The organism is Roseateles sp. (assembly GCF_052436255.1).
Taxonomy (GTDB): Bacteria; Pseudomonadota; Gammaproteobacteria; order Burkholderiales; family Burkholderiaceae_C; genus Pelomonas.
The window spans coordinates 1-24,268 of record NZ_JBQVNP010000076.1 but is presented as its reverse complement, the minus strand read 5'-3'; the positions used below and the strand labels follow the sequence as shown (position 1 = coordinate 24,268).

General features: G+C 66.8%; 23 protein-coding genes, 1 other RNA gene and 1 pseudogene. 12 read left to right on the top strand and 13 right to left on the bottom strand.

The window, feature by feature from the left end; genetic code table 11:
- The 3 genes from ACT6S0_RS16930 to ACT6S0_RS16920 all read right to left on the bottom strand — a co-directional run.
- Nucleotides 1-648 (bottom strand): TCP-1/cpn60 chaperonin family protein (locus tag ACT6S0_RS16930; RefSeq protein ID WP_444764957.1); only part of this gene is annotated, 648 nt, incomplete at its 3' end.
- A 95-nt stretch (nt 649-743) separates the two neighbouring features.
- Nucleotides 744-1,034, bottom strand: coding sequence for a co-chaperone GroES (locus ACT6S0_RS16925; RefSeq protein ID WP_444764956.1), 291 nt, complete (start codon nt 1,032-1,034; stop codon nt 744-746).
- 235 nt (nt 1,035-1,269) lie between these two features.
- A complete protein-coding gene (locus ACT6S0_RS16920) occupies nt 1,270-1,929 on the bottom strand; it encodes a hypothetical protein (protein ID WP_444764955.1) in 660 nt (219 codons plus the stop codon).
- A gap of 210 nt (nt 1,930-2,139) precedes the next feature.
- Between ACT6S0_RS16920 and ACT6S0_RS16915 the strand changes: the two genes are divergently transcribed.
- The 5 genes from ACT6S0_RS16915 to ACT6S0_RS16895 all read left to right on the top strand — a co-directional run bounded on the left by ACT6S0_RS16915 (nt 2,140) and on the right by ACT6S0_RS16895 (nt 6,292).
- Complete coding sequence (locus ACT6S0_RS16915; RefSeq protein WP_444764954.1) at nt 2,140-3,057, top strand: LysR substrate-binding domain-containing protein; 918 nt, start codon at nt 2,140-2,142, stop codon at nt 3,055-3,057.
- Between the two features lie 108 nt (nt 3,058-3,165).
- On the top strand, nt 3,166-4,056 hold the full coding sequence (locus tag ACT6S0_RS16910; protein WP_444764953.1) for an amino acid ABC transporter substrate-binding protein: 891 nt from the start codon (nt 3,166-3,168) through the stop codon (nt 4,054-4,056).
- Nucleotides 4,057-4,133: 77 nt separating this feature from the next.
- A complete protein-coding gene (locus ACT6S0_RS16905; RefSeq protein ID WP_444764952.1) occupies nt 4,134-4,871 on the top strand; it encodes an amino acid ABC transporter permease in 738 nt (245 codons plus the stop codon).
- Complete coding sequence (locus ACT6S0_RS16900; protein WP_444764951.1) at nt 4,871-5,539, top strand: amino acid ABC transporter permease; 669 nt, start codon at nt 4,871-4,873, stop codon at nt 5,537-5,539. Before ACT6S0_RS16905 ends, ACT6S0_RS16900 begins: the two co-directional genes overlap by 1 nt.
- A gap of 18 nt (nt 5,540-5,557) precedes the next feature.
- A complete protein-coding gene (locus ACT6S0_RS16895; RefSeq protein ID WP_444764950.1) occupies nt 5,558-6,292 on the top strand; it encodes an amino acid ABC transporter ATP-binding protein in 735 nt (244 codons plus the stop codon).
- Nucleotides 6,293-6,354: 62 nt separating this feature from the next.
- On the opposite strand, the gene ACT6S0_RS16890 is transcribed toward ACT6S0_RS16895, so the two are convergent.
- The 5 genes from ACT6S0_RS16890 to ACT6S0_RS16870 all read right to left on the bottom strand — a co-directional run bounded on the left by ACT6S0_RS16890 (nt 6,355) and on the right by ACT6S0_RS16870 (nt 11,971).
- Nucleotides 6,355-7,224, bottom strand: a complete 870-nt coding sequence (locus tag ACT6S0_RS16890) for a DUF4394 domain-containing protein (RefSeq protein WP_444764949.1) — start codon at nt 7,222-7,224, stop codon at nt 6,355-6,357.
- A 95-nt stretch (nt 7,225-7,319) separates the two neighbouring features.
- Complete coding sequence (locus ACT6S0_RS16885) at nt 7,320-8,528, bottom strand: toxic anion resistance protein (protein ID WP_444764948.1); 1,209 nt, start codon at nt 8,526-8,528, stop codon at nt 7,320-7,322.
- Nucleotides 8,525-9,178, bottom strand: coding sequence for a hypothetical protein (locus tag ACT6S0_RS16880; protein ID WP_444764947.1), 654 nt, complete (start codon nt 9,176-9,178; stop codon nt 8,525-8,527). Before ACT6S0_RS16880 ends, ACT6S0_RS16885 begins: the two co-directional genes overlap by 4 nt.
- Before the next feature lie 7 nt (nt 9,179-9,185).
- Nucleotides 9,186-10,844, bottom strand: a complete 1,659-nt coding sequence (locus tag ACT6S0_RS16875) for a substrate-binding domain-containing protein (RefSeq protein ID WP_444764946.1) — start codon at nt 10,842-10,844, stop codon at nt 9,186-9,188.
- Nucleotides 10,844-11,971 carry a hypothetical protein gene (locus tag ACT6S0_RS16870; protein WP_444764945.1) on the bottom strand — a complete coding sequence of 376 codons (1,128 nt, stop codon included), beginning with the start codon at nt 11,969-11,971 and terminating at the stop codon, nt 10,844-10,846. The genes ACT6S0_RS16875 and ACT6S0_RS16870 overlap by 1 nt, the downstream gene beginning before the upstream one ends.
- Nucleotides 11,972-12,039: 68 nt before the next feature.
- Between ACT6S0_RS16870 and pyrC the strand changes: the two genes are divergently transcribed.
- The 4 genes from pyrC (at nt 12,040) to ACT6S0_RS16850 (ending at nt 16,330) form a co-directional block, all read left to right on the top strand.
- Complete coding sequence (gene pyrC, locus ACT6S0_RS16865) at nt 12,040-13,074, top strand: dihydroorotase (protein WP_444764944.1); 1,035 nt, start codon at nt 12,040-12,042, stop codon at nt 13,072-13,074.
- Nucleotides 13,071-13,904: an NYN domain-containing protein gene (locus ACT6S0_RS16860; protein ID WP_444764943.1), complete on the top strand. Its 834-nt coding sequence runs from the start codon at nt 13,071-13,073 to the stop codon at nt 13,902-13,904. Before pyrC ends, ACT6S0_RS16860 begins: the two co-directional genes overlap by 4 nt.
- 81 nt (nt 13,905-13,985) lie before the next feature.
- The gene (locus ACT6S0_RS16855) at nt 13,986-15,347 is read left to right on the top strand and encodes a S1 family peptidase (protein ID WP_444764942.1); all 1,362 of its coding nucleotides are present in this window, start codon (nt 13,986-13,988) and stop codon (nt 15,345-15,347) included.
- A complete protein-coding gene (locus tag ACT6S0_RS16850) occupies nt 15,320-16,330 on the top strand; it encodes an FHA domain-containing protein (RefSeq protein WP_444764941.1) in 1,011 nt (336 codons plus the stop codon). The genes ACT6S0_RS16855 and ACT6S0_RS16850 overlap by 28 nt, the downstream gene beginning before the upstream one ends.
- A gap of 6 nt (nt 16,331-16,336) precedes the next feature.
- On the opposite strand, the gene cysK is transcribed toward ACT6S0_RS16850, so the two are convergent.
- Together cysK and ACT6S0_RS16840 are read right to left on the bottom strand one after the other, a co-directional pair.
- The gene (cysK, locus tag ACT6S0_RS16845; protein WP_444764940.1) at nt 16,337-17,254 is read right to left on the bottom strand and encodes a cysteine synthase A; all 918 of its coding nucleotides are present in this window, start codon (nt 17,252-17,254) and stop codon (nt 16,337-16,339) included.
- A gap of 32 nt (nt 17,255-17,286) precedes the next feature.
- The gene (locus tag ACT6S0_RS16840) at nt 17,287-18,357 is read right to left on the bottom strand and encodes a flavodoxin family protein (protein ID WP_444764939.1); all 1,071 of its coding nucleotides are present in this window, start codon (nt 18,355-18,357) and stop codon (nt 17,287-17,289) included.
- A gap of 74 nt (nt 18,358-18,431) precedes the next feature.
- Between ACT6S0_RS16840 and rnpB the strand changes: the two genes are divergently transcribed.
- The 3 genes from rnpB (at nt 18,432) to ACT6S0_RS16825 (ending at nt 21,054) form a co-directional block, all read left to right on the top strand.
- Nucleotides 18,432-18,772: RNase P RNA component class A (rnpB, locus tag ACT6S0_RS16835), an RNA gene on the top strand.
- A 129-nt stretch (nt 18,773-18,901) separates the two neighbouring features.
- Nucleotides 18,902-20,110, top strand: coding sequence for a multidrug effflux MFS transporter (locus ACT6S0_RS16830; RefSeq protein ID WP_444764958.1), 1,209 nt, complete (start codon nt 18,902-18,904; stop codon nt 20,108-20,110).
- A gap of 65 nt (nt 20,111-20,175) precedes the next feature.
- Complete coding sequence (locus tag ACT6S0_RS16825) at nt 20,176-21,054, top strand: carbonic anhydrase (RefSeq protein ID WP_444764938.1); 879 nt, start codon at nt 20,176-20,178, stop codon at nt 21,052-21,054.
- Here ACT6S0_RS16825 and ACT6S0_RS16820 read toward each other — a convergent pair.
- From ACT6S0_RS16820 to ACT6S0_RS16810, 3 genes and pseudogenes are all read right to left on the bottom strand, one after another.
- Nucleotides 21,051-23,366, bottom strand: a complete 2,316-nt coding sequence (locus ACT6S0_RS16820; RefSeq protein WP_444764937.1) for a response regulator — start codon at nt 23,364-23,366, stop codon at nt 21,051-21,053. The two genes, ACT6S0_RS16825 and ACT6S0_RS16820, sit on opposite strands and share 4 nt — an antisense overlap.
- Before the next feature lie 93 nt (nt 23,367-23,459).
- Complete coding sequence (locus tag ACT6S0_RS16815; RefSeq protein WP_444764936.1) at nt 23,460-24,047, bottom strand: chalcone isomerase family protein; 588 nt, start codon at nt 24,045-24,047, stop codon at nt 23,460-23,462.
- Nucleotides 24,048-24,087: 40 nt separating this feature from the next.
- Nucleotides 24,088-24,268 (bottom strand): annotated as a pseudogene (locus ACT6S0_RS16810) (methyl-accepting chemotaxis protein); the annotation flags it as partial.

Here is a 24,268-nt window from a genome sequence, read left to right as displayed (position 1 = left end):
GTCCAGCAGCGCGGCTTGCTTCTCGGGGTTGTTGATGACGTAGGGCGACAGGTAGCCGCGGTCGAACTGCATGCCTTCGACGACGTCCAACTCGCTGTCCAGGCTCTTGCCGTCTTCGACGGTGATGACGCCTTCCTTGCCGACCTTGTCCATCGCCTCGGCAATGATGCGGCCCACTTCCACGTCGCTGTTGGCCGAGATCGTGCCGACTTGGGCGATTTCCTTGGAGGTGGTGGTGGCCTTGGAGGCCTTCTTCAGCTCGGCGACCAGGGCGGTGACCGCCTTGTCGATGCCGCGCTTCAGATCCATCGGGTTCATGCCGGCGGCCACGTACTTCATGCCTTCGCGGACGATGGCCTGGGCCAGCACCGTGGCGGTCGTGGTGCCGTCACCGGCGTTGTCAGACGTCTTGGAAGCGACTTCCTTGACCATCTGGGCGCCCATGTTCTGGAGCTTGTCCTTCAGCTCGATTTCCTTGGCCACGGACACGCCGTCCTTGGTCACGGTGGGGGCGCCGAAGGAGCGCTCGAGCACGACATTGCGGCCCTTGGGGCCCAGGGTCACCTTGACCGCGTTGGCCAGGATGTTCACGCCTTCAACCATGCGGGCACGGGCCTCGCCGCCAAAGATCACGTCTTTTGCTGCCATTTTGTATTCTCCAAATCTAGTGGGGTCAGAGTCGACGCGTCGACCTGAATCAATGAGGAAAGAGCATCACCGGGTGACGGTCTGTCCCCGAGGCATTACTTTTGAACGACGGCGAAGAGGTCTTCCTCGCGCCTGACCAGCAATTCATCACCGTCGAGCTTGACGGTCTGGCCGGAGTACTTGCCGAACAGCACGCGGTCGCCAACGACGACGTTCAGCGCCACGAAGTCACCCTTGTCGTTACGCTTGCCCGGGCCGACGGCCAGGACTTCACCCTGGTCGGGCTTCTCGGCGGCGTTGTCAGGGATGACGATGCCCGAGGCGGTCTTGGTTTCTTGCTCCAGACGGCGAACGATCACGCGATCGTGCAGGGGGCGCAGCTTCATGGAATCTCCTTCAAGGTTGTAACTGTGGCGGTCGCAGCTGCTTGGCTTCGACTTGCCGAAATAACTGGGCCTGAGGCCCGCTTTCGTTAGCACTCACAAATGGCGAGTGCTAGCAGCAGAGGATTATAGGGACGGGATGTGGCGATTCAAGGCCTCGCCGGGGGCCGAGGGACGAATATGCGACCCAAAAGAAAAACGACCGCCGCGGCGGTCGTGTTCTAAGTGTGCCGAAGGCTCAGCGAGCGGCGCGCTTGCGAGCCCAGGCCAAGGCGCCCAAGGCACTCAGCGCCAGCGCCATGCTGGCCGGCTCAGGCAGTTGTCCAGGCACCGTGGTAGGCGTGATGAATTGCAAATCGTCCATCATCAGGCGCTGATCAACACCGGTTACCATGACCGACTTGGCGACACCGCTGAACCTGATGCTGGTGGAGTACCACTCGCAAAAGCTCAGGACGCCAACATCACAAGCGCTTCCGCTCAAGCCGTTCAGCGACTGCAGCAGATTGCCCTTGCCGTCCAGTTCGTCGAACACCTTGATCGTCACATTGGCAGACGAACGGATGCCGTAGACAAACGAGAATTCGGTGACAAAGCCGCCGGCGAGGTCAATCATGAAGCTGGTGCTGCCGGCGCCCGGGGATTGCAGCGGGTCCACGCCCAACAGGAGCCCGCCGCAGCTGTTCGTGCGCGAGAACAGGGCGATGCCGGGGCAGCCGTTCTGGTTCGAACTGATCGACCACGCGTTGCCCGAGAAGACAACACCTTGGGCGGCATAAAAACCAGCGACCTTGCTGACATCGGTTTCGTGCTCGAAGTCGAGCGAAACTACCCCGGCGAGGGCCGGTTGCAGGGCTGCCGTCAAGGCGAGGGCCAGAAGTTTGCTCTTTGCGCGCATGGCGTTCTCCGTCCGGGGTGTGTTCGAGTTGGGTTTGTGGGTGGACTGTAAACACCCGCTTCGATGACGGGCCCTGCCGCGCCCCTTCAGTTAAGGGGGAGGCAGCGACCCAGGGCCGCGCTTAGGGGGTGGGGTTTCCGCCCGGATTGAAATGACCACGTCACAGCTGGGTGGAGCGGCCGGACAGAGGCGCTGGCTACACTGTGGCTGGTGGAAACCAAATGGCTTGAAGACTTCGTCAGCCTGGCCGAGACGCGTAGCTTTTCCCGCTCTGCCCAGTTGCGTCATGTGACCCAGCCGGCGTTCTCGCGCCGCATCCAGGCGCTGGAAGCCTGGGCAGGGGTCGATCTGGTCGACCGCTCGTCCTATCCGACAAGGCTGACTGCAGCCGGCGCGACGCTGCTCGCTCAAGCGGTCGAGCTGCTCGGCAACCTGCAGGCGACACGCAATATGTTGCGCAGCCATCAAGCGGCAGACCAGGACATGATCGAGTTCGCCGTGCCCCACTCGCTGGCCTTTAGCTTCTTCCCGCACTGGCTGATGGGCTTGCGCAGGGGCTTTGGTGCCATCAAGTGCCGGTTGAACGCGGCCAATGTGCATGACGCGATGTTGCAGCTCAGCGAAGGCAATTGCGATCTGCTGCTGGTCTATCACCATGCCAGCCAGCCGCTGCAGCTGGACCCGGAGCGCTACCAGATGGTGTCGCTGGGGCATGAGACGCTGTCGCCCTATGCGCGGGCCGACGCCCAGGGCGAACCGCTGTTCCGCCTGCCGGGCAGGCCGGGTCAGAAAATTCCCTTCCTGAGCTATGCGGCGGGCGCCTACCTCGGCCGCCTCGTTGAGCTGATCGTCAAGGAGGCCGACTGCGCGTTGAACCTGGATGCGATCTATGAGACCGACATGGCCGAAGGCTTGAAGGCGATGGCTCTGGAAGGCCATGGCTTCGCCTTCTTGCCCGCCAGCTCGGTGCAAAAGGAGCTGGTCAGCGGTCGCCTCGTACCGGCGGCGGCGCCCGGAACTTTCAGCGTCAGCATGGAGCTGCGCATCTATCGCGAGCGGCCCGAGATGTCGCGCCGCCAGAAGCCCGCCGCGCAGGCGCTCTGGGACTATCTTTCGTCTGTGGCATGACCTCATCCCGCATGTGCATGCATCGTATAAACCCGTATTCGAGCTGACCTTGCGGCGTGGTCTGCTCGCGTTTGTTATCGATATCCACTTCCTGTTGTTGGAGTCTCCATGAAGAAAGTTCTGCTTGTCGCAGCCTTGGTAGCTGGCGTGACCGCCGTGCATGCCCAAGACACGTTGAAGAAGATCAAGGACAGCGGCGCGATCACGATGGGTGTGCGCGAATCCTCGGGCCTTTCCTACACCATTGGTGACGGGAAGTTCGTCGGCTACCACATCGATGTTTGCGAGCGCGTCGTCGCCGACCTGCGCAAGCAGCTGGGCGGCAAGCTTGATATCAAGTACCAGCCGGTCACGTCGGCCAACCGCATTCCGCTGGTCGTCAACGGCACCGTCGATCTCGAATGCGGCTCCACGACGAACAACGCCGCCCGGCAGAAGGACGTCGCCTTCGCCGTGACGACCTACGTCGAAGAAGTGCGCATCGCTGTGAAGGCCAACTCCGGCATCACCGGCATCAATCAGCTCAACGGCAAGACGATAGCGACCACGACCGGCACCACCTCCGTGCAGACCCTGCGCAAGCACGAGCGCGCCGCCAGCGTGGACTTCAAAGAGGTCTACGGCAAGGACCATGCCGACAGCTTCCTGCTGCTGGATTCCGGCCGCGCGGATGCCTTTGTCATGGACGGCTCCATCCTGGCCAAGAACATCGCCACGTCCAAGAATCCCGCCGACTTCAAGATCGTCGGCGAAGTGCTGGCCGTTGAGCCCATCGCCATCATGATGCGCAAGGACGATCCCGCCTTCAAGAAGGCCGTGGACGACAGCATCAAGGGCATGATGAAGTCGGGCGAGTTGGCCAAGATCTACGACAAGTGGTTCATGCAGCCGATCCCGCCGACCAACACCAAGATCGGCCTGCCCCTGTCCGGCGCGACCAAGGACGCCTGGGCCAACCCCAACGACAAGCCAGCCGAAGACTACGTCGCGAAAAAGTGATCTGCACGTCGGTCTGATTGCCGCAAAGCGGGTGCCTGGCACCCGCTTTGCATTAGGTGAAGGCTCAAGGAGAAGCCATGGCTTGGGATTGGCAGGTGTTCTGCAAGAACACCCTCGACGGTGAAGTGATCGCAAGCTGCTTTGGCAGCGGCGGCGACATCACCTACCTGCAATGGATGTTGTCGGCCTGGGGCTGGACCTTGAGTGTGTCTCTGCTGGCGCTGGTGGTCGCGCTGTCGGTCGGCTCTTTGATGGGCATCCTGCGCACGACGCCGAGCCGCGGCCTCGTCGCGCTCGGCAACGCATGGACCGAGCTGTTCCGCAACATTCCGCTGCTGGTCCAGATCTTCCTTTGGTACCACGTGCTGCCGTCCATCTTCCTGAGCCTGCGCGAGGTGCCCAGCTTTTTGCTGGTCGTGTTTGCGCTCGGCTTCTTCACCTCCGCCCGCATTGCGGAGCAGGTCAAGGCAGGCATCCAGAGCCTGCCCAAGGGCCAGCGCTATGCGGGCCTGGCCATGGGCCTGACCTTGCCGCAGACCTATCGCTATGTGCTGCTGCCGATGGCGTTTCGCATCGTCATCCCGCCGCTGACCAGCGAGAGCATGAACATCATCAAGAACTCGTCCGTTGCGTTCGCAGTCAGCATCGCCGAGCTGACCATGTTCTCCATGCAGGCCGGCGAGGAAACCTCGCGCAACATCGAGATTTACCTCGGCGTCACGGGCCTGTATTTCATCTCCGCCTTCTCGATCAACCGGATCGCCCTCTTCATTGAGAACCGGGTGCGCGTGCCGGGCATGGTGGGGAGCAAGTGATGCTGCAACTCGACTTCGGGTTCCTGAACTGGGATGTCATTTCTGGCTTTGTCGCCAAGGGCTTCTTCTTCTCGATCCAGCTGACCTTGGTCGCCATGATCGGCGGCATCCTGCTCGGCACGCTGCTGGCGTTGATGCGCCTGTCGGGCAAGCCCTGGCTAGTGATCCCCGCCGCGGCCTATGTCAACACGCTGCGCTCCATTCCGCTGGTGATGGTGATCCTGTGGTTCTTCCTGCTCATCCCGCTGATGACGGGGCGCCCGATGGGTGCGGAGCTGTCGGCCATGATCACCTTCACGCTGTTCGAGGCGGCTTACTACTCCGAGATCATGCGGGCCGGCATCCAGAGCGTGCCCAAGGGCCAGGTCCATGCCGGCTACGCGGTCGGCATGGACTATCGCCAGACCATGCAGCTGGTCGTGCTGCCGCAGGCCTTCCGCAACATGTTGCCGGTGCTGCTGACGCAGACCATCATCCTGTTCCAGGACACCTCGCTGGTCTATGCGATCGGCGCCTATGACCTGCTCAAGGGTTTCGAAGTGGCGGGCAAGAACTTCAACCGGCCCGTCGAGACCTATCTGGTTGCCGCGGTCGTCTACTTCGTCATCTGCTTCGGTTTGTCCATGCTGGTCCGCCGTCTGCAGGCCAAGATCCAAATCATCCGTTGAGACCTTGAGCATCACGCCATGATCGACATCAAGAACGTTTCCAAGTGGTACGGCGCCTTCCAGGTGCTGACCGATTGCACGACGACCATCCAGAAGGGCGAAGTCGTCGTCGTCTGCGGGCCGTCGGGGTCGGGCAAGTCGACGCTGATCAAGACGGTCAACGCGCTGGAGCCCTTTCAGAAGGGCGACATCGTTGTCGACGGCATCTCCATCTCCGACCCCAAGACCAACCTGCCCAAGCTGCGTGCGCGCGTCGGCATGGTGTTCCAGCATTTCGAGCTGTTTCCCCACCTGTCGGTGACCGAGAACCTGACCATCGCGCAGATCAAGGTGCTGGGCCGTTCGCAGGCCGATGCCAAGGTGCGTGGCCTGAAGATGCTGGACCGCGTGGGCCTGTCCGACCACAAGGACAAGTTTCCCGGCCAGCTCTCTGGTGGCCAGCAGCAGCGCGTGGCGATCGCGCGGGCACTGTCGATGGACCCCATCGTCATGCTGTTCGACGAGCCGACCTCGGCGCTCGATCCCGAGATGGTCGGCGAGGTGCTGGACGTGATGGTGCAACTCGCCCACGAGGGCATGACCATGATGTGCGTGACGCACGAGATGGGCTTTGCCAAGAAGGTCAGCAAGCGCGTCATCTTCATGGACGCCGGCAAGATTGTCGAAGACTGCAGCAGCGCCGACTTCTTCGGCAAGCCCGACGAGCGCTCGCCGCGCGCCAAGGACTTCCTCGCCAAGATCCTCCAGCACTGAACTGCGGCTGGAATAAAGAACGGCGGCCACGCGGCCGCCGTTTTCGTTTCGGGATCCGGTGATCAGGGCTCGATGGCCGCACCCACGACCGCCCCGGCGGCAATCGTGCCAATGCGCGTCGCCTTGCCGGAGGCCAGGTCGACGCGATACCAGACCGATTTGCCCGCCGTCGTCACCGCCGAGTAGGCTGCGTTGGACACATCCGAGATGTCCAGCGTCGCACGCTCGAAGGGGCCGATGCCCAGCGAGCCGACCGTGAACAAGCGGCCCGTGTTGGGTGACACCGCTGGCTGCACGCCCTCCTTGCTGCCCTGGTGCACCAGCATGCCCTGGCGGCCGTCGAGCGCGTAGTTGGTCGTGAGCTTGTCGTTGTCCTTGTTGTAGGTGTAGCCAGCCGCAACGACGGCGGCCGCGTTGCTGGCACCTGCATCTGCGGCATCGAAGACCAGCCGGCCGTCCATCTGCAGGCCCGGCAGGTTGGGGTCGGCGTCGACGATGGCTCCGGTGTCGGGGTGGATGCGGAAGTTGAAGCCGGCATCGTTGACGACACGGATGCGGTCCACCGTCGGGTTGAAATCGAAGCCCCATTCGGTGGCGCCAACGGGTAGGCCGTTGGGCTTGCCGATGGCGCTGGCTGCACCGGACTGGGTGTCGATGCGGTAGAGCTGGCCGCTGGCCCCCAGACCGTAGAGCTGGCCCTTGGCCACCCGGTAGTCAATGCCCAGCAGCGTGTCCCCGGCGGTCAGCCCAGTCAGCGCCTTGCTCGACAGCGTCTTCTGCGGCTGTCCGGCGTTGAACTGGATCAGCTGGTTGCCCGCAGTCACCGCGTAGATCATCTCCTTGGCCGGCGGGCCCACGGGTTCCATGGGCTGGGTGGCACAGGCGGCAAGCAGGGCGGCGGTGGCGGCCAGCGAGAGGGCGCGACGGGTCATGTCATCTCCAGAGTTGGGGGCGAGCGGTTTATACGCGCGTCGGCCCTTTGATGGATGTCTTGGCCCACATACCCGGACATGTGCCGCGGCGCCGCTCAGAGCTTCACCGGCCCTTCGATGGCCGCGCCGGACATCGCCGCCTTGGCCTGCTGCTGCCGCACGCGGTCGAGGTAGGTCTCGGAGCGCGCCAACTGCTCCTGGATGAGCTTGTTGTTGGTGCCCATGGTCTCGATGGCTTTGCTGCGGAAGTTGTCCATGGCGTCCATCGCCTGGAAGGTCTGGTCGAACATCGACTGGATCTGCTGGATGCCCAGCATCGGATTGGCCGAGAACTCCGCCGTCGCGTCGACATGCTGGTTCAACGCCGTGCCGGTCTGGTTGATCAGGTCACCGATGGTGGTGTTGACGCCCTGCAGCATCTTCATGACCTCGATCTGGTTGCCAGTGGCGCGCGCCACGGTCTGGGCCACGGCCAGCGCGCTCATGCCGGTGGTGGCGACGCGGTCGCAGCCGATCATCATTTCGCGCCCGGTCTTCTTCAGCACGTCCAGCGCCAGGTAGCCGTTGACGCAGACGGCCTGCTGGGTCTGGATGTCGGCCAGGTTTTGGCGCGCATAGAACAGCACCTCCTGCTCCAGCGCCTTGGCCTTCATCGGGTCTGTCGCCTTGAGTTGCTGCACGCGCTCGTCCAGGCGTGTGTCCAGCGTGCGGGCGAAGCGGGCCGCAGCGGCCAGGGCCTGCATGGCGTCCCACAGCTTGCCGCGCGTGGACTCGATGTCGATGACGTCCTTCTGGATGTCGTCCTTGGCCGCATAGAGCTGGTTCATCGCCGTCTGCAGCTGCGAGCTGGCCGACTCGAACTTGCGGAAATAGGCCTCCAGCTTGTTGCCGAAAGGGATGAGCCCGAGCAGCTTGCGCGGCTGCAGCAGGTCCCCGTCCTTGCCGGGGTTGAGGTCGTCGAGCTGGCCGCGGATGGCCGCAATCGCCTTGTAGGCCGGCGTATCCGTCGCGCCGACGAAGTTGCGCTGCATCAGGTGGCCCTGCATCAGGTTGGCCGCGAAGCTGATCTCCTGGCGGCCGAGCTGGAAGGCGCTGTCGAGCTTGGCCTTGAAGGGCTCGCTGTGCAGGTCTTCCTTCTCCAGCGCCTCGATGAAGCGGCGCACCTGCTCGTCCACTTTGTCGGCCACATCGGCCTTCAGCGGCACGGCCTCGACGGCGGCGGCCGGTTGCACCGGCGTGATGACTTCGGGCGCGGTCAGCGTGAAGACGGAGGCTGGGGTGATGGTCGTCGTCGTCGTGTTCATGCAATGTCCTTGCTGCCGAATTTTTGCTTCAGGAATTCGCTGTGGCGCAGGAAGGCCTGGGCGTCCTGCGAGGCGAGATCGTCGCCGAGCTGCTCCACCTTCATCTCCAGCTCGGCGAGCACGCCTTCGAAGGTGGTCTGCGCCGTCTTGCCATTGGCCAGCAGCTTGGTGGTGGCGAACTGCTGCGGGATGCTGAGGTAGGTGTTGAGTGCCTGCGGCAGGTAGCTGATGGCGATGTGGCGGGCGTGGAAGGTCTCCTGCAGGCTGAGCTGGCCCTTGCTGCGCTCCCACTGGTTGAGCAGGGTTTCCAGCCGTTCGCACAGGCGCTGGATGCGCTGGGCCAGCGCGATCGGGATGCGCTGCCCGGGGTTGTGTTCGGTCAGGCGCCGCACGCCGCTGAGCGCCCGGCCCATGGCCTCGCGGGCGTCGCCTTCGTCCTCGAACTTCAGCGCCTCCCAGGCGTCCTCCTGCGTGCTGGGCCAGCCCCACCACAGCGCGCCACCGACCAGGCCGACGACGTAGCCCAGAGCCGCCAGCCCCAGGCCCCAGCCGCCGAGCAAACCCAGTGCCTTCAGCACCAGCACGCCGGTTGCCGCCAACAGGCCGCACCAGTTGGCCGGCGCGTTCAACCATCGAAACAAGCCACTCATTCGTCGCTCACTGGTAGGCCCGGATGTCCTTGAACACCGCGTACAGCGGCGTCTTGCGCGCGTCGAAGACGCGGCCGCCCGTGATGCTCACCAACTCCTTCAGATCAGCCTCGCCGGCCTCGCCGAACAGCACCATGAAGACGGGAATGCCGCGCACGTCCTCGGGCAGTTGCTCGTAGGCGCGCCTGAAGTCTTCCAGCTTGCGGCCGACGGTGTTCTTGCCATCGGTGAAGGCGACGACCGAGTACTGGTAGTCGGGGTTGCGCTTGCGCTCCTCCAGCATGTGCTGCAGGCCCGCCAGCACCGAGTCGTACAGCGCCGTGCCGCCGGCCATGTGCAGCGCATCGGCGGCGTCGCGCACGCGCTTGAGCTCGGCGAGCTTGGCGTCCGTGTCCACTTGCGGCAGCACGCCCTTGGCCAGCTTGCTGCCGGCCGGGATCTGGAAGGGCACCGGCTCGCGTGGCCGGTCGCTGAAAGGCATGAACCACAGCCGCTCGCGGTTGGTCAGCTTGGCGACCCGGCCGGTCAGAGAATGGTCGGCACCGGCCAGGTAGTGGATGGCCTCGACGAGCTGCTCGCGCCGCTGGCCCTGCATGCTGCCGCTGGTGTCCAGCACGAAGGTGCTGGCGATGGGCTTGCGGAACTCGTTGAGGTAGGCGTCGATGAGGCCGTCGGCCAGCTGCCGGTCGGGCGAGAACGGCAGCTCGACCTGGAAGCCGCGCGCCGGCAGGATGTCGGCCACCTGCGCGGCCAGCTCGGCCCGCATCGGCCGGCGCAGCGTCTGGCGCGCCAGCCACAGCTGGGCGGCGTCGCCCTTGAGGTAGTCAACCACCTTCAGATAGTCCGCGCGCTTGGCTTCGTTGAGCAGCATGAAGGGGTAGTCGGCCGTGGCCACGCCTTCAAACGGGTAGATCAGGTGCAGCGGCTCGCGCAGCTTGCCGCTGGCGTTGAGCGTCAGCAGCCAGCTCTCGTAGTTGATGAAGGCATTGGCGCGTGTGCCCTGCTGCTTGATGAACTGTTCGGCCAGATAGGTCGAGTTGTCGCCGACGATGCGGTAGCCCTTGAGGAAGTCGGCAATCGCGCCGCGGTCCACGTCGGCGGCGCTCAGCGCCTCGCCCTTGCCGCCGGCCGCGGCGACGACGCCCAGCAGCGCCATGAAGCCCTGGTTGCTGGTGGCGGGGTTGGCCAGCGCGTACTGGAGCTTGCCTTCCTTGGCGGCGCGCGCGATGTCGGCCCAGGTCAGCTTGGCGTCCGGCTGGGTCCAGCCATGCCGGGCCGCGTCGCTCTGGCTGACGCCCACTGCGATGGGCGACAGCATGATCTTTTCCTGCAGCCTGACCTTGCCCTGGCCGGCCGCGTCGCTGAGCAGGTACTTGGCATTGGCAAACCAGGCCACGTCGGGCTTGGGCTTGCCGGCGCTGTCGCCGCTGAGCACTTCCTGCGTGCTCTCCATCGTGCCTCCGAAGCGGAACTGCACGTCCACGCCGGTGGCCGATTTGATCTGGGCTGCCAGCGGCTCCAGGTCCTTGAGGTCGCTGGTGGCCAGCACCTGCAGCGTGGCGCTGGCACTGGCCGGCGCGGGCGCTGCCGACGGGGCAGATTCCTCGGCCTTCTTGCCGCAGGCAGCCAGCAGGCTGAGGGCCAACACAAAAGCGGCACGGCGCATCACTGGTTCATCTCCCGGCTGACGATGTCGATCATTTCAAACATCAGATCGAACCCCGGCGGGTCGATGACCTGGTTCATGTTCACGTCCACGGCCAGGCCCGCCTTCTGCGCGGCGGCGGCAAACGCGGCCGTGTCGCCGGTGCGGAAGCCATGCTCCAGCGCCACGGCCTGCAGCGTCTTGTTGGCCACCAGCAGCTCGGCGAGCTGCTTGGCGCGTTCGCTCAGGGTCACCAGCACCAGCTTGTTGACGATGGTGGGCTGCGGATACATCAGCACCATCTCCGGCTTGATGCCGCCGCCCTTCTGCGCCTGCGACAGCATCTGGCTCTCGTAGATGAAGGCCAGCGGCGTCTTGCCCATGCCGATGGCCAGGTAGTCGTCGAAGGCGCCGTTGACGTAGTTCTCCTGGAAGCCCTGGCGCTTGAACAGTTCGGCCAGCTGCGTGGCGTACTTCTGCCCTGCCGTGCGGTCGGACACCACGTCGCCGTTCAGCGCCGCCGAGGTCAGCGCCAGGTACATGGCCGCCGAGTTGCTGCGGCGGATGTCGGTCGTGCTGACCAGCACGCTGCGCGACACCGCGTAGTCGCCGCTGTCCTTCAGGTCACGCCAGCGCTGCTTGGCCAGCATGGCCTGCGTGAGCTTCTCCATATCCAGGCCGTAGACCTTGGGTGCCATCGGCCTGGCCAAGCCGTTGGCGGCCAGGATCTTGGCGACCGGCTCCCACGACGCCACCACCAGCGGCGTGTGGAAGGGCGAGGTCTGCGTGGCCGTCTTGCCGGCTTTGCGCGCGGCGTCGGCGATCATGTTGGCGGCGACGACGCCGCTGGCGATGAAGAAGTCCGGCTGGTCGGCGGCGCCGACCTTGGTCGCCATGTCGCGGCTGCCCACGCGGGCCACCTGCACCGGCAGCCTGGCGCCCGCCAGCGCCTTGACGACTCGCTCGTCCTTGAACAGCGGCTCCATCTCCACCGTGATGAAACCCCGCAGCGGCTCGGCGCTGGCAATGGCCGCCTGCTCCTGCGCGACCCGCCTGGTTTCGTCGTTGCTGCGCAGCGCAAAGAAGAGGGCGCCGCCGAACAGGGCCAGCAGGGCCAGGGTGCCGATCAGGCGTTTCGCGGTGTTCATGGGGGGAAGCGAGCTCCTTTCAATGAGATGCGGAGTGTGCATCCTTCCGGCGACGACAATCGCGCGCCATGAGTGACATCCTTACCCTCACCCGTCCTGACGACTGGCACTTGCACCTGCGCGACGAGGCGGCGCTGGCCAGCGTGCTGCCCTACACGGCGCGCCAGTTCGCCCGCGCCATTGTCATGCCCAACCTGCGCCCGCCGGTCACGACGGCAGCCCAGGCCATGGCCTACCGCGAGCGCATCCTGGCCGCGCTGCCCGAGGGGCTGGACTTTGAGCCGCTGATGACGATGTACCTGACGGACAACACGCCGCCGGACGAGATCAAGCGCGCAAAGGATGCCGGCGTCGTCGCCCTCAAGCTCTACCCGGCGGGCGCCACCACCAACAGCGACGCCGGCGTCACCGACCTTCGCAAGACCTACGCGACGCTGGAAGCGATGCAGCGCGAGGGCCTGCTGTTCCTCGTGCACGGCGAGGTGACGGATGGCGACATCGACGTGTTCGACCGCGAGGCGGTGTTCGTCGACCGTGTGATGACCCCGCTGCGCGCTGCCATGCCCGAACTGAAGGTCGTCTTCGAGCACATCACCACCAAGGAAGCGGCGCAGTACGTGACCGACAGCGACCGCTTCACCGCCGCCACCATCACGCCGCAGCACCTGCTCTACAACCGCAACGCCATCTTCACCGGCGGCCTGCGCCCGCACTACTACTGCCTGCCGGTGCTCAAGCGCGAGGAGCACCGCCAGGCGCTGCTGAGGGCGGTCGCCTCGGGCAGCCCGAAGTTCTTCCTGGGCACCGACAGCGCGCCGCATGCGGCTCAGCTCAAGGAGAACTCGGTCTGCGGCGCCGGCTGCTTCACCGCCATTTCGGCGCTGGAGCTGTATGCCGAGGCTTTCGAGGGCATTGGGGCTCTGGACAAGCTCGACGCCTTCGCCGGCCACCACGGCCCCGACTTCTACGGCCTGCCGCGCAACAGCGGCACCGTCACCCTGAAGCGCGAACCGTGGACGCTGCCCAGCGCCGTGCCCTTCGGCGAGGCGCAGTTGAAGCCGCTGCGCGGCGGCGAAACCCTGAACTGGAAACTCATCGCATGAAGAAGGTCGCTTTCCTCGTCGACTTCGACAACGTCGCCACCGACGTGATCGAACAGGCCCTCACCGCCGTGTTCAAGGACTATGGCACCGCGCATATCCGCCGTGCCTACTGCAACGCCGAGCAGGCCCAGAACCACCAGTCCTTCCTGAAGCGCCTGGGCCTGCGCGCCATCGTCAACCTGGCCATCGGCAAGAACTCCACCGACATCGCCATGGCCGTCGACGCGATCGACCTGGCCATCACCGAGAAGCCCGATGTCATCGTGCTGGTCTCGTCGGACAGCGACTTCGCGCCGCTGGTGCTGCGCCTGCGCGAGAAGGGCGCCTGGCTGCGCGGCTTCGGCCAGCAGGGCAAGACCGGCGATGGCGTCATCCAGATCTACGACCAGTTCAACGAGCTGGCCCATGACAGCGGCAAGACCGCCGCCCGGCGCGAGCCCGCCAGGAAGGCAGCGCCCCGCAGGACGGCCGCGAAGAAGGCCGCGCCCGCCCCTGCGCCCAAGGCCGCCGCCACGCCCGCCCCTGCACCCAAGGCCGCCCCTGCACCCGTGGCCAAGCCCGCCCCGGCGCCCGCGCCCAAGCCGGCCGCTGCGCCCGCGCCGGTCGATGCCAGCGTTTCCGCCGCCCGCGAGATCAATGCCATCCTGGCCCTGCTGCCCAAGCTGGCCGACGGCCAGTGGCATGACCTCGGCGCGGCCGCCAAGGCGCTCAAGGAAGCCGGCCTGCTGCCCAAGACGGCGGCGTCGACCAAGCTCTTTCGCAAGCACCCCCAGGCCTTCCAGCTGCAGCCGGCCAAGCAACCCAACCAGGTGCGCTTCGGCCACGGCTGACGCCACCGGGCCAGCGCCCCGTTCAGCACGCGCTAGCATCGGCGCCGCCTTGGGAGGTCTCGCTTGTTGATGAAGTCCTGTTTGAAGTCGCTGTTGGGCCTGGTGCTGGCGGCCCTGGCCTGCGCCACGGGCGCCCAGGCCCTGCCGCTGCCCCCGGCCTCAGCGCCCGCTGCGCTTGCGCCGGCCCAGCAGCCGCCCACCGTATCGGCCAGCGCCCGGCGCCTGTACGAGCGCAGCAAGGGCCAGCTGCTGCAGATCCGCACGCTGCTCAAGACGCAGGACAGCCAGGCCTCGGTCGGCTCGGGTTTCCTCGTCAGCGACGACGGCCATGTCGTCACCAACTACCACGTCATCAGCCAGTTCGCGCTGGAGCCGGACAGCTACCGGCTGCGCTACGCCACGACCGACGGCCAGGGCGGCGTGCTGGAGCTGCTGGATTTCGACGCCCGCCGCGACCTGGCCTTGCTGCGAGCAGTGGACGACGGCAAGGGCGGCGGCCTGAAGGGGCGTGGCGCACTGGGATTCCGGCCGCAGGACCAGCCGCTGGCCAAGGGCGAGCGCATCTATTCGATGGGCAACCCGCATGACGTCGCCTTCGCGGTCGTCGAGGGCAACTACAACGGCCTGGTCGAGCGCAGCTTCGACCCGCTGATCTATTACGCCGGCGGCATCAATCCCGGCATGAGCGGCGGTCCGGTGCTCGACGAAGACGGCCTGGTCGTCGGCGTCAACGTGTCGACCATGCTGTTTGCCCAGCAGGTCAGCTTCCTGGTGCCGGGGCAGTTTGCCGAAGGACTGGTCAAGCGCAGCCTGGATGCCAAGCCCATCCGCACGGCGGCCTGGAGCCGGCTGCGCGACCAGCTGACGCGCTACCAGGACGAGCTCGTCACCCGCTTCCTCAGCTCGCCCTGGGAGAGTGCCAACCACCACCGCTACCGTCTGCCGGTGCCCAAGCAGGACTTCATGCGCTGCTGGGGGCGTGGCACCTCGGCCGATACCAAGGGCCTGGATTTCGAGCGCTCGCAATGCCGCATGGACCACGCCCTCTTCGTCAGCGGCAACCTGCAGACCGGCTGGCTGGACATGTCGCACGAGGCCTATGACGGCAGCAAGCTCGGCGCGCTGCGCTTTGCGCGCCAGTATTCGGGCAGCTTCCGCAACGAGCGCCTGGGCAGCTCGGACAAGCTGCGCACCGCGCCGCATTGCAAGGAGCAGTTCGTCGACCGCGACGGCCTGCCGCTGCGCGCCGTCGTCTGCCTGCGCGCCTACCGCAAGCTGGAGGGCCTGCATGACCTGACCGTGCTGGTGACGACGGTGGACGCGGCCATGGCGGGCGCACTGGGCCGCTTCGACGCCCGCGGCGTCAGCTTCGACAACGCGCTCAAGCTCGCGGCGCATTACCTGGAGGGCTTCGCGTGGACGAACAGCAGCAAGGCCAAGTGATGCAGCCGGTGGCCGCTGTCGTCGAGCTGCTCGGCCGTGACGGCCGCGCCGCCCTCGTGCAGCGCGTGACCCACTGGCCGGTGAGCATCGGCCGCTCGCCGGCCTGCGACATCGTGCTGGACGACGGCCACATCGCCGCCGAGCATGCCGAGCTGCATCTGCAGCCTGATGGCCGCGTGCGCCTGGTGCTGCTGGACACGCGCAATGGCGGCAGCGTCGGCGGCCGCCGGCTGGCGGCGGGCGAGGGCGCCGAGCTGCCCAAGGGCGGCGCCTTCCAGCTCGCGGCGTGCTCGCTGCGCCTGCGCACCAGCGCCGATGATCTGGCGCCCGAGCAGATCCTCGTCGTGCACCCGGTGCGCCACTGGGCGCTGCTGCCGGCGCTGCTGCTGGCCATGCTGTTCTTCCAGTGGGTGGACCGCTGGAGCGCCGTCGATCCCGATGCGCGCTGGGTCGACTACGCCTCCCCGCTGCTCGGGCCGCTGGCCTTCGTGCTGGCCTGGGCCGGGCTGTGGTCGCTCGGCAGCCAGCTGTTCCAGCACCGCTTCCCGTTCGCCACCCATCTGCGCCGCGCGCTGATCGTCATCGTGGGCCTGCAGGTGCTGGAATGGCTGTTGCCGGCCGTCGCCTATTCGCTGTCATGGCCGCGGTTGATGGTGCTGGAGTCGCTGGCGGCGCCGGTGGCCGGTGCGGCGCTGGTTGCCTGGCATGCACGCCTGGTGTGGCCCGGCGCGCGGCGCACGCTGGACGGCGGCATCGCCGCGCTGCTGCTGCTGGGCCTGGGGCTGCAGGTCGGCAGCCGCCAGGAGCAGCAATACGTCTTCGGCCCGCCCTATCTCGCCAGCCTGCCACCGCCGGCGCTGCGCATCGCCGCGCCCCAGCCGGCCGAGGCCCTCATCGAGTCGCTCAAGCCGCTGAAGGCCGAACTCGCCAAGCAGGCGCGCAAGGACAACGAGGCCTTCGGCGACGACGACGGCGGTGAATGACCGCGCTCAGGTCTGCGGCAGGAAGCCTTCGACGGACAGGTAGCGCTCGCCGGTGTCGTAGTTGAAGCCCAGCACCCGCGCACCCGCGGGCAGCTCGGGCAGCTTCTGCGCGATGGCCGCCAGCGTCGCACCGCTGGAGATGCCCACGAGCAGGCCTTCCTCACGGGCGCTGCGGCGGGCGTATTCACGCGCCGCCTCGGCCTCGACCTGGATGACGCCGTCCAGCGCAGCGGTGTCGAGCACCGCCGGAATGAAGCCCGCGCCGATGCCCTGGATGGGATGCGGGCTGGGCTGGCCGCCGCTGATGACCGGCGAGGCGCTCGGCTCCACCGCGAACACCTTGAGCTGCGGCCAGGCAGCCTTGAGCACCTGCGCACAGCCGGTGATGTGGCCTCCGGTGCCCACGCCGGTGATCAGTGCGTCCAGGCCGTCTGGAAAGTCGGCCAGGATCTCCTGCGCCGTCGCCCTAACATGGATGGCCGGATTGGCGGCGTTCTCGAACTGCTGCGGCATCCACGAGCCCGGGTGCTGCTCCACCAGTTCGCGCGCCCGCGCGATGGCGCCTTTCATGCCCTTCTCCCTCGGCGTCAGGTCGAAGCTCGCGCCATAGGCCAGCATCAGGCGGCGGCGCTCGATGCTCATGCTGTCGGGCATGACGAGGATGAGCTTGTAGCCTTTGACGGCGGCCACCATGGCCAGGCCCACACCGGTGTTGCCCGAGGTCGGCTCGATGATGGTGCCGCCCGGCTTGAGCAGGCCCTGTCCTTCCGCGTCCTCGATCATGGACAGGGCGATGCGGTCCTTGATCGATCCGCCCGGGTTGCTGCGCTCGGACTTGACCCAGACCTCGGCGCCCTTGAAAAGGCGTTGCAGGCGGATGTGGGGCGTGTTGCCGATGGTGTCGAGGATGCTGGCGGCTTTCATGGGGGGGCTCCTTTGGTTGTGCCGCAGTGTGCCTATTTCTTGCGAGGTTCGGCCAGGCCGGTGTCGCCGGCATTCAGTCGTCCATCGCGCATCAGGCCGACGCTGATCCCCACCGCGCGGGCGGCGCGCTGGACTTCCTCTTGCACGTCCTGGTCCTTGTCCAGCGCCTCGTGGCTCGTCGCATAGGGTTCGTAGTAGCCGATGAAGCGGTCCAGGCGGGCGCCGAATCCAGCGTCGCGCAGGCCCATCCAGTCCAGCCAGTCCGACAGCGCGCGGCGCGTGCCCTCGATGCCGGCGACGTCGCCGTGCACGACGACGCCGTAGACGCGCCCGGCCAGGTGTTGCGGATAGTCCCAGCCCTTGAGCTCGATCTGTCGGGCGAGCTCGGCCTTCTTGCCCTGGGTCGAGGTCGGGTCCGGGTTGCCCCCGTCGGCGCAGACAAGACGATCCATCATCAGCTTGAGCGGGCTGGTGGCCTGGTACCAGTGCACCGGCGTGAGGATCAGCACGCCGTGGGCGCGCACCCACTGCTCGTAGATCTCGGCCATCCAGTCGTTGGTCTGCCCGGTCGCGTGGTTGGGGTAGCAACTGCAGGGCCAGTGGCATAGCGGCATCGCGGTGGAGACGCAGCCCTTGCAGGGGTGGATGTGGCGGTCGTAGTCCGATGTGACGCGGCTCAAGTCCAGCACATCGACCGCCATGCCTTCGGCCTCGCAGGCGGCGCGGGCCAGCTGCGTCAGCCGCCAGGTCTTGGACATCTCGCCCGGGCAGGTGCCGTCGTTGCGTGGCGAGGCGTTGATGATGAGCACGCGCGATGGCGTCGCGCGGGCCGCCCATTCGGCTTGGGCTTGTTGAAGGCGCCGTTGCGTGTCGCGCCATTCGATGGACAGGTCGTAGCCCGGGTCGGCGAAACCTGCGCCTGCCTTGATGGTGATGGGCGCCTTGCGGCCCTCGTGGAAGGCCTCCCAGGCGACCTGCTCCAGCCGCGCGAGCGCGTCGCGCTCGGCATCGAAGGCCGGGTCGACGAAACGCTGGCGAAAGCGTTCGCCGAAGGCCCGGCGGCCCATGGACTGCGCCTGGCCGGTTCTCACGGGTGTCGTCATGCGGCGTCTCCGTCTCGGAATGGTTCAATGTAGCGAGCGGGGCGCCGGGCGTCTGCAACGATAATCCGCGACGTGAAGCAAGCCAGACCGCCGCTGGGGCGAGCATGGAAACATGGCCCTGGAGGAAGGTCCGGACTGCATAGAGCGGCGTAGCAGCTAACGGCTGCCCGGCGCAAGCCGAGGATCAGAGCAACAGAGACGAGTCGAAGGTGGGCAAAGCCCACCTTCGGGTGAAACGGGCAATCTCTACGCGCAGCAACACCAAGTAGGCCAGCGTCGATGCGGCTCGCAGAGCTGGCGGGTAGGTGGCACCGAGCCGGGCAGCGATGCCCGGCCCAGAGGAATGGCGGTCACGCCGCCCGAACCGCAAGGGGAGGGCGGTGCACAGAATCCGGCCTATCGGCTTGCTTCACACTTTTCATGCACTTGCGGCCTGCCCGCATGACAGCCCATCTGCGCCTGACATCGGCGCATGCCGGGCGGGTCGATACACTGGCCTGCAGCCCGACCCGTGGCTGTTTCGCTCGTCTACCCGACCGCCACGATGAATCCTGAAGCCAGCCGTCTGTGGCGCGCGCCCCGCTGGGCCCTGTCCGTGCTTTTGGCCTGTTTGGCCATGGTCGGGCCCTTCTCCATCGATACCTATCTGCCGGCCTTTTCGGGCATCGCGGCGGCGCTGGATGCGACGCCGGTGCAGATGCAGCAGACGCTGTCGGCCTATCTGCTCGGCTTTGCCGTCATGAACCTTTTCCATGGTGCGCTGTCCGACTGCTTCGGCCGCCGACCCGTCGTGCTGATCGGGCTGGCCGTGTTCACGGGGGCCAGTCTCGGCTGCGCGGTGGCGAGTTCCATCGGCGAGCTGGTGTTCTGGCGCACGGTGCAGGGCATGTCGGCGGGTGCCGGGATCGTCGTGTCGCGGGCCATCATCCGCGACATGTTCCCGCCCAGCGACGCGCAGCGCGTGATGTCGCAGGTGACGATCTTCTTCGGCGTGGCGCCGGCCATCGCGCCCATCGTCGGCGGCTTCCTGTTCGTGCACGCCGACTGGCATTCGATCTTCTGGTTCCTGACCGCGGTCGGTGCGCTGCTGTTCGTTTCCAACTGGCGGCTGCTGCCCGAGACCCTGCATGCCGACATGGTGCAACCCTTCGACGTGCGCTCCTTGATGCGCGGCTACTGGCGGCTGTGCAGCAGCCCCAGGTTCATGATGCTGGTGCTGGCCAGCGGCATTCCGTTCAACGGCATGTTCCTCTATGTGCTGGCCACGCCGGTCTTCCTGGGCGAGCACCTGCAGTTCGCGCCGCAGCAGTTCGTCTGGTTCTTCCTGTGCTCCATCGGCGGCATCATGGCCGGGGCCGCGCTCAGCGGCCGGCTGGCGGGCAAGATGTCGGCGCAGCGCCAGATCATGCGGGGCTTTCGCATCATGGTGGCCGTGTCCGTGGCCAATATCCTGCTCAACCTGTTCGCGCCGCTGAGCGCTTGGTGGGCGCTGCCGATGGTGGGGCTGTTCGCCTTCGGCTGGGCACTGATGGTGCCGGTCGTCACGCTGCTGGTGCTGGACCAGGTGCCCGAGCGCCGCGGCATGGCCTCGTCGCTGCAGGCCTGCATCGGCTCGGCCGCCAACGGCCTGGTCGCCGGCCTGCTGGTGCCCCTGGTCATGCATTCGACCCTGGCCCTGGCCCTGGCCTCGGCCACCATGATGCTGATCGGCCTGTCGGCCTGGTACGGTGTCAGGCGTTCGGTCGTGACCTGATCCGGCCGGAGGGAATCGCGCATGCCCGCTCAAGCCGGCGCTGCTTCTGCCGAAAACCCCGGGACATGAGAACGCGCGTCGCCATTGCCGCCTGCCTGCTCGCGCTCGGCGCCCAGGCGCAGGAGCCCAAGGAGCCGGTCGAGGTGCTGCGCCAGCGCCTGGCCGAGCGCCTGTCCACCCCACCCGAGGGCACCGCCAGCGCCAGGCCCGCGCCCAGGCCGGCCAGGCCCGCCAAGACTGCGACCAAGCCGCCCCCCCGCTGGGGCTATACCGGCGACGTCGGCCCGGAGCGCTGGGCCGAACTGGCCCCCGAGAACAAGCTGTGCGCCGTCGGCACCCGCCAGAGCCCCATCGACATCCGCGATGGGCTGGCCGTCGACCTGGAGAAGATCGCCTTCGACTACCGCGCCAGCAGCTTCTCGGTGCTGGACAACGGCCACACCGTGCAGGTCAACGTCGCGCCCGGCAACGGCCTGACGGTGATGGGCCGGCGCTACGAGCTGCAGCAGTTCCACTTCCACCGTCCGAGCGAGGAGCGCATCAACGGCAAGCAGTTCGACATGGCTGCGCACCTCGTGCACAAGGACGCGCAGGGCCGGCTGGCCATCGTCGCCGTGCTGCTGGAGCGCGGCAAAGACGACAAGCCCCAGCCGCTGGTGCAAACCGTCTGGGCCAATCTGCCGCTGGAAAAGGGCGAGGCCCTGCCAGCGCAGGTGCAGATCGACCTGAACCAGCTGCTGCCCACCGAGCGCGGCTACTACACCTTCATGGGTTCGACGACGACGCCGCCCTGCAGTGAAGGCGTGCTGTGGATGGTGATGCGCCAACCGGTCGCCATGACCGCCCAGCAGCTCGGCATCTTCGCCAGGCTCTACCCGATGAATGCGCGGCCGCTGCAGGCCGGCTCGGGGCGGCTCATCAAGGAGTCGCTGGGCACGCCTTAGCCCCCAGTCGTGCGCGTCCCCGACAGCCAGTCGTGCAAGGTCGTGAACAGCTGCTCCGCCACGACCGGCTTGGCGACATGGTCGTCCATGCCGGCGTCCAGGCAGCGCTGACGCTCCTCGTCGAAGGCATTGGCCGTCATGGCCAGGATTGGCAGCCGGCTGCCGCCGGGCAGGCGGCGGATCGCACGCGTCGCGTCCAGCCCGTCCATGACGGGCATCTGCACATCCATCAACACCAGGGCGTAGTCGCCGGCCTGCACCATGTCGATGGCCTGCTGGCCGTCGGCGGCCACGTCAACGCCCAAGCCCGCGCTGCCAATGAGGGCGACGGCGACCTCCTGGTTGACCGGGTTGTCCTCGGCCAGCAGGATGCGACGCGGATGGCTCTTGGCCAGCTCGGCCAGGCGTTCGCGCGCGGAATGATGCCGCGGTGGCGCGACGGCCACGGCCGGCGCATGCGCGGCGGCCTGCACATCGAGTGTGAACCAGACCGTGCTGCCCTCGCCAAGCACGCTCTCAACGCCGCCGCGGCCGCCCATCAGCTCGGCCAGCCGGCGGCAGATGGCCAAGCCCAGACCGGTGCCGCCATAGCGGCGCGTCGTCGAGCTGTCGGCCTGTTCGAAGTCGCGGAACAGCCGCGCCTGCGCTTCCGGCGCGATGCCGATGCCGCTGTCCTGCACCTCGAAGCGCAGCGCCAGGCCGGCCTGCGGCTGGTGGTCGTCAAGGCGCACGGCCAGGCGCACGAAACCGGCGTCGGTGAACTTGACCGCATTGCCGGCAAAGTTCAACAGCAGCTCGCAAATGCGCTGCGGGTCGCCGATCAGCATGCGGCCCCGCAGCTCCGGCGCGATGTCGGTCTCGACCCGCAGGCGCTTGGCAGCGGCGGCCTGCGTCGTCATGTTGGCGATGTTGTCCAGCACCTGATCGACGGTGAAGTCGCGTTGTTCCAATCCCACCTTGCCCGCCTCGATCTTGGAGAAGTCCAGCACGTTGTTGATGACGCTGAGCAGGTGTTCGGCCGCGTTGGCCACCTTCTGCAGACGCTGCTGCTGCTCGGGCTCGATGGTGTCGCTCTGGGCCAGGTAGGTCAGGCCGATGATGGCGTTCATCGGCGTGCGGATCTCGTGGCTCATGTTGGCAAGAAAAGCGCTCTTGGCCAGGCTGGCGGCCTGCGCCGCCTCGGTGGCGTCGGCGAGCTCGGCCGTGCGCGCCTCGACGAGTTCCTCGAGGTGGTGGCGATAGCGCTCCAGCTCCAGTGCGTCGCGGCGCTGGCGCGAGATGTCGGTCAGAAAACCGTGCCACAACACGCTGCCGTCGGCCTCGCGCTGGGCGATGGCGTTGCCATACAACCAGCGCTCGCTGCCGTCGGCCTGGGGCGTACGGAACTCCTGCTGCCAGGGGCTCAGGGATCGCGCGGAAGCCAGCAGGCTGTCGCGCACGGCGGCGCGGTCGTCCGGATGGATGCGCTCGAACCAGGGCGCAGCGCTGCGGCTGAGCTCAGCGCTGCCGAGCAGGAAGTATTCGCGCACCGCCTCGCTGACATAGGCGAATGAGAAATCGCCATTGACCGCCAGCCGCAACTGGTAGACGACGCCCGGCACCGTCTCTGCCATGCCGCGCAGCCGCTCGATCAGGCTGCGCTGGGCGTCGAACTGCTGCTGCAGCGCGTCGCGCATGTGTTCGAGGTGGCCGCCGAGCAGGCCGATCTCGTCCTGGCGCTGGTGGTCGAGCTTGGCGTTGAAACGACCCTCGGCGAGGTCGTTGGCGAAGCCACCCAGTTCGCGCAGCGGGCGGAACAGCCGCGAGTTCAGCAGCCACAGCACCAGCGCCAGCGATGCCAGCAGCTGCCCGCCGACCGTGGCGCCGTAGAGCCAGCGCTGGCGCAGCACGGCCGTCTTGCTGAGGTGGTCGTCAATCTCGATCTGGATATGTCCGATACGGGTCGCGCCACGCAGGATGTCGCGCTCGCCGGTCAGCGTCTCGCCCCGGCGGCGCTGAGGCAGATGGCTCTCGATGAAAGGCAGGCCCTGCGACGCGTCGCTGACGCTGACGCGCACCACCTCGGGCGACTTGACGATGGCCGACACAACCTCGCGTGCGGCGACGGCATCGAGGTTCCACAGCAGCTCGGGCAGGCTGCTGGCCAGCACGTCGAGCTTGGCGTCGAGGTCGCGCTGCAAGGCCTGTTCGGCCACCTTGGACTCGCGCAGCCCGATAAAGAGCCCGCCGACGATGAGCGCCGGCAGCAGCAAGCCGATGCTGGCCCCCAGCGCCAGGGCGGCAAAGAGCGATGACGAGGGCTGACGGCTCAAGATGCGGTCATGCTGCCACAACAGTTGGCGGCGCAAAGCAAACCGCGCCACGGCGCGCGGGCGGCGTGGCGCGGTTCACGACGCATCAGGGATTCAGCCCTTGCCCAGCAGTTGGGGCTTGAGTGAGGAATCGACCGGCTTGTCGCCTAGCCAGATCTTCAGGATGGCGTTGTAGAAGTTGATGTCCTTCATTGGCTCACCGATCGGCTTGCCGTTGAGCGTCATCACGGTGCCGGTATCCGGCACCCAGTCGACATTGATCACGTCGCCCTTCTTGCCCTGCGGGATGCTGACGAAGGCGTCGCCGAACTGGGCGAGCTGGTTGACGTACTTGGAGCGCTCGGCCTTGTCGGTATTGGCCGTGATGCCGGCCATGAAGGCCTGGCCCAGGTCGTCGCCGGTCACTTCGCGCAGCAGGCCCAGGCTGAAGCGGCGCGGCCCCGACGATTCCAGCACGCCGGCCGGCGTGTCCTTCTTCTCGGGCAGATACAGGACCAGCGCGTACACCTTGACGACGATGCGCGTGCGCACGCCGGCGCCGTTGACCTTGAGCTCCTTGCCCGCGACCCTGACGGTGTCGTCGAACTTCAGGCCGCCGACTTCGATGGCCTGTGCTGCGCCGCCCAGGCCCAGGGCGAGGCCCAGGCCGGCAATCCATCGGATGGCGTTGTGAGTCTTCATGCAGTCTCCTGATCTTTTGGGGAGTAGGGTGTTGCGCGCTTCAGCGCGAGGCCTCGAGCTTGAAGAGGCTGACGACCTCTTCGAGGCCATGGGCCTGGGCGCGCAGCGAGTCCGCGGCGGCGGCTTCTTCCACCAGCGCGGCGTTCTGCTGCGTGCTCTTGTCCATGTCGTGGATGGTATGCGTGACGCGCTCGATGCCGGAGCTTTGCTCGGCGCTGGCG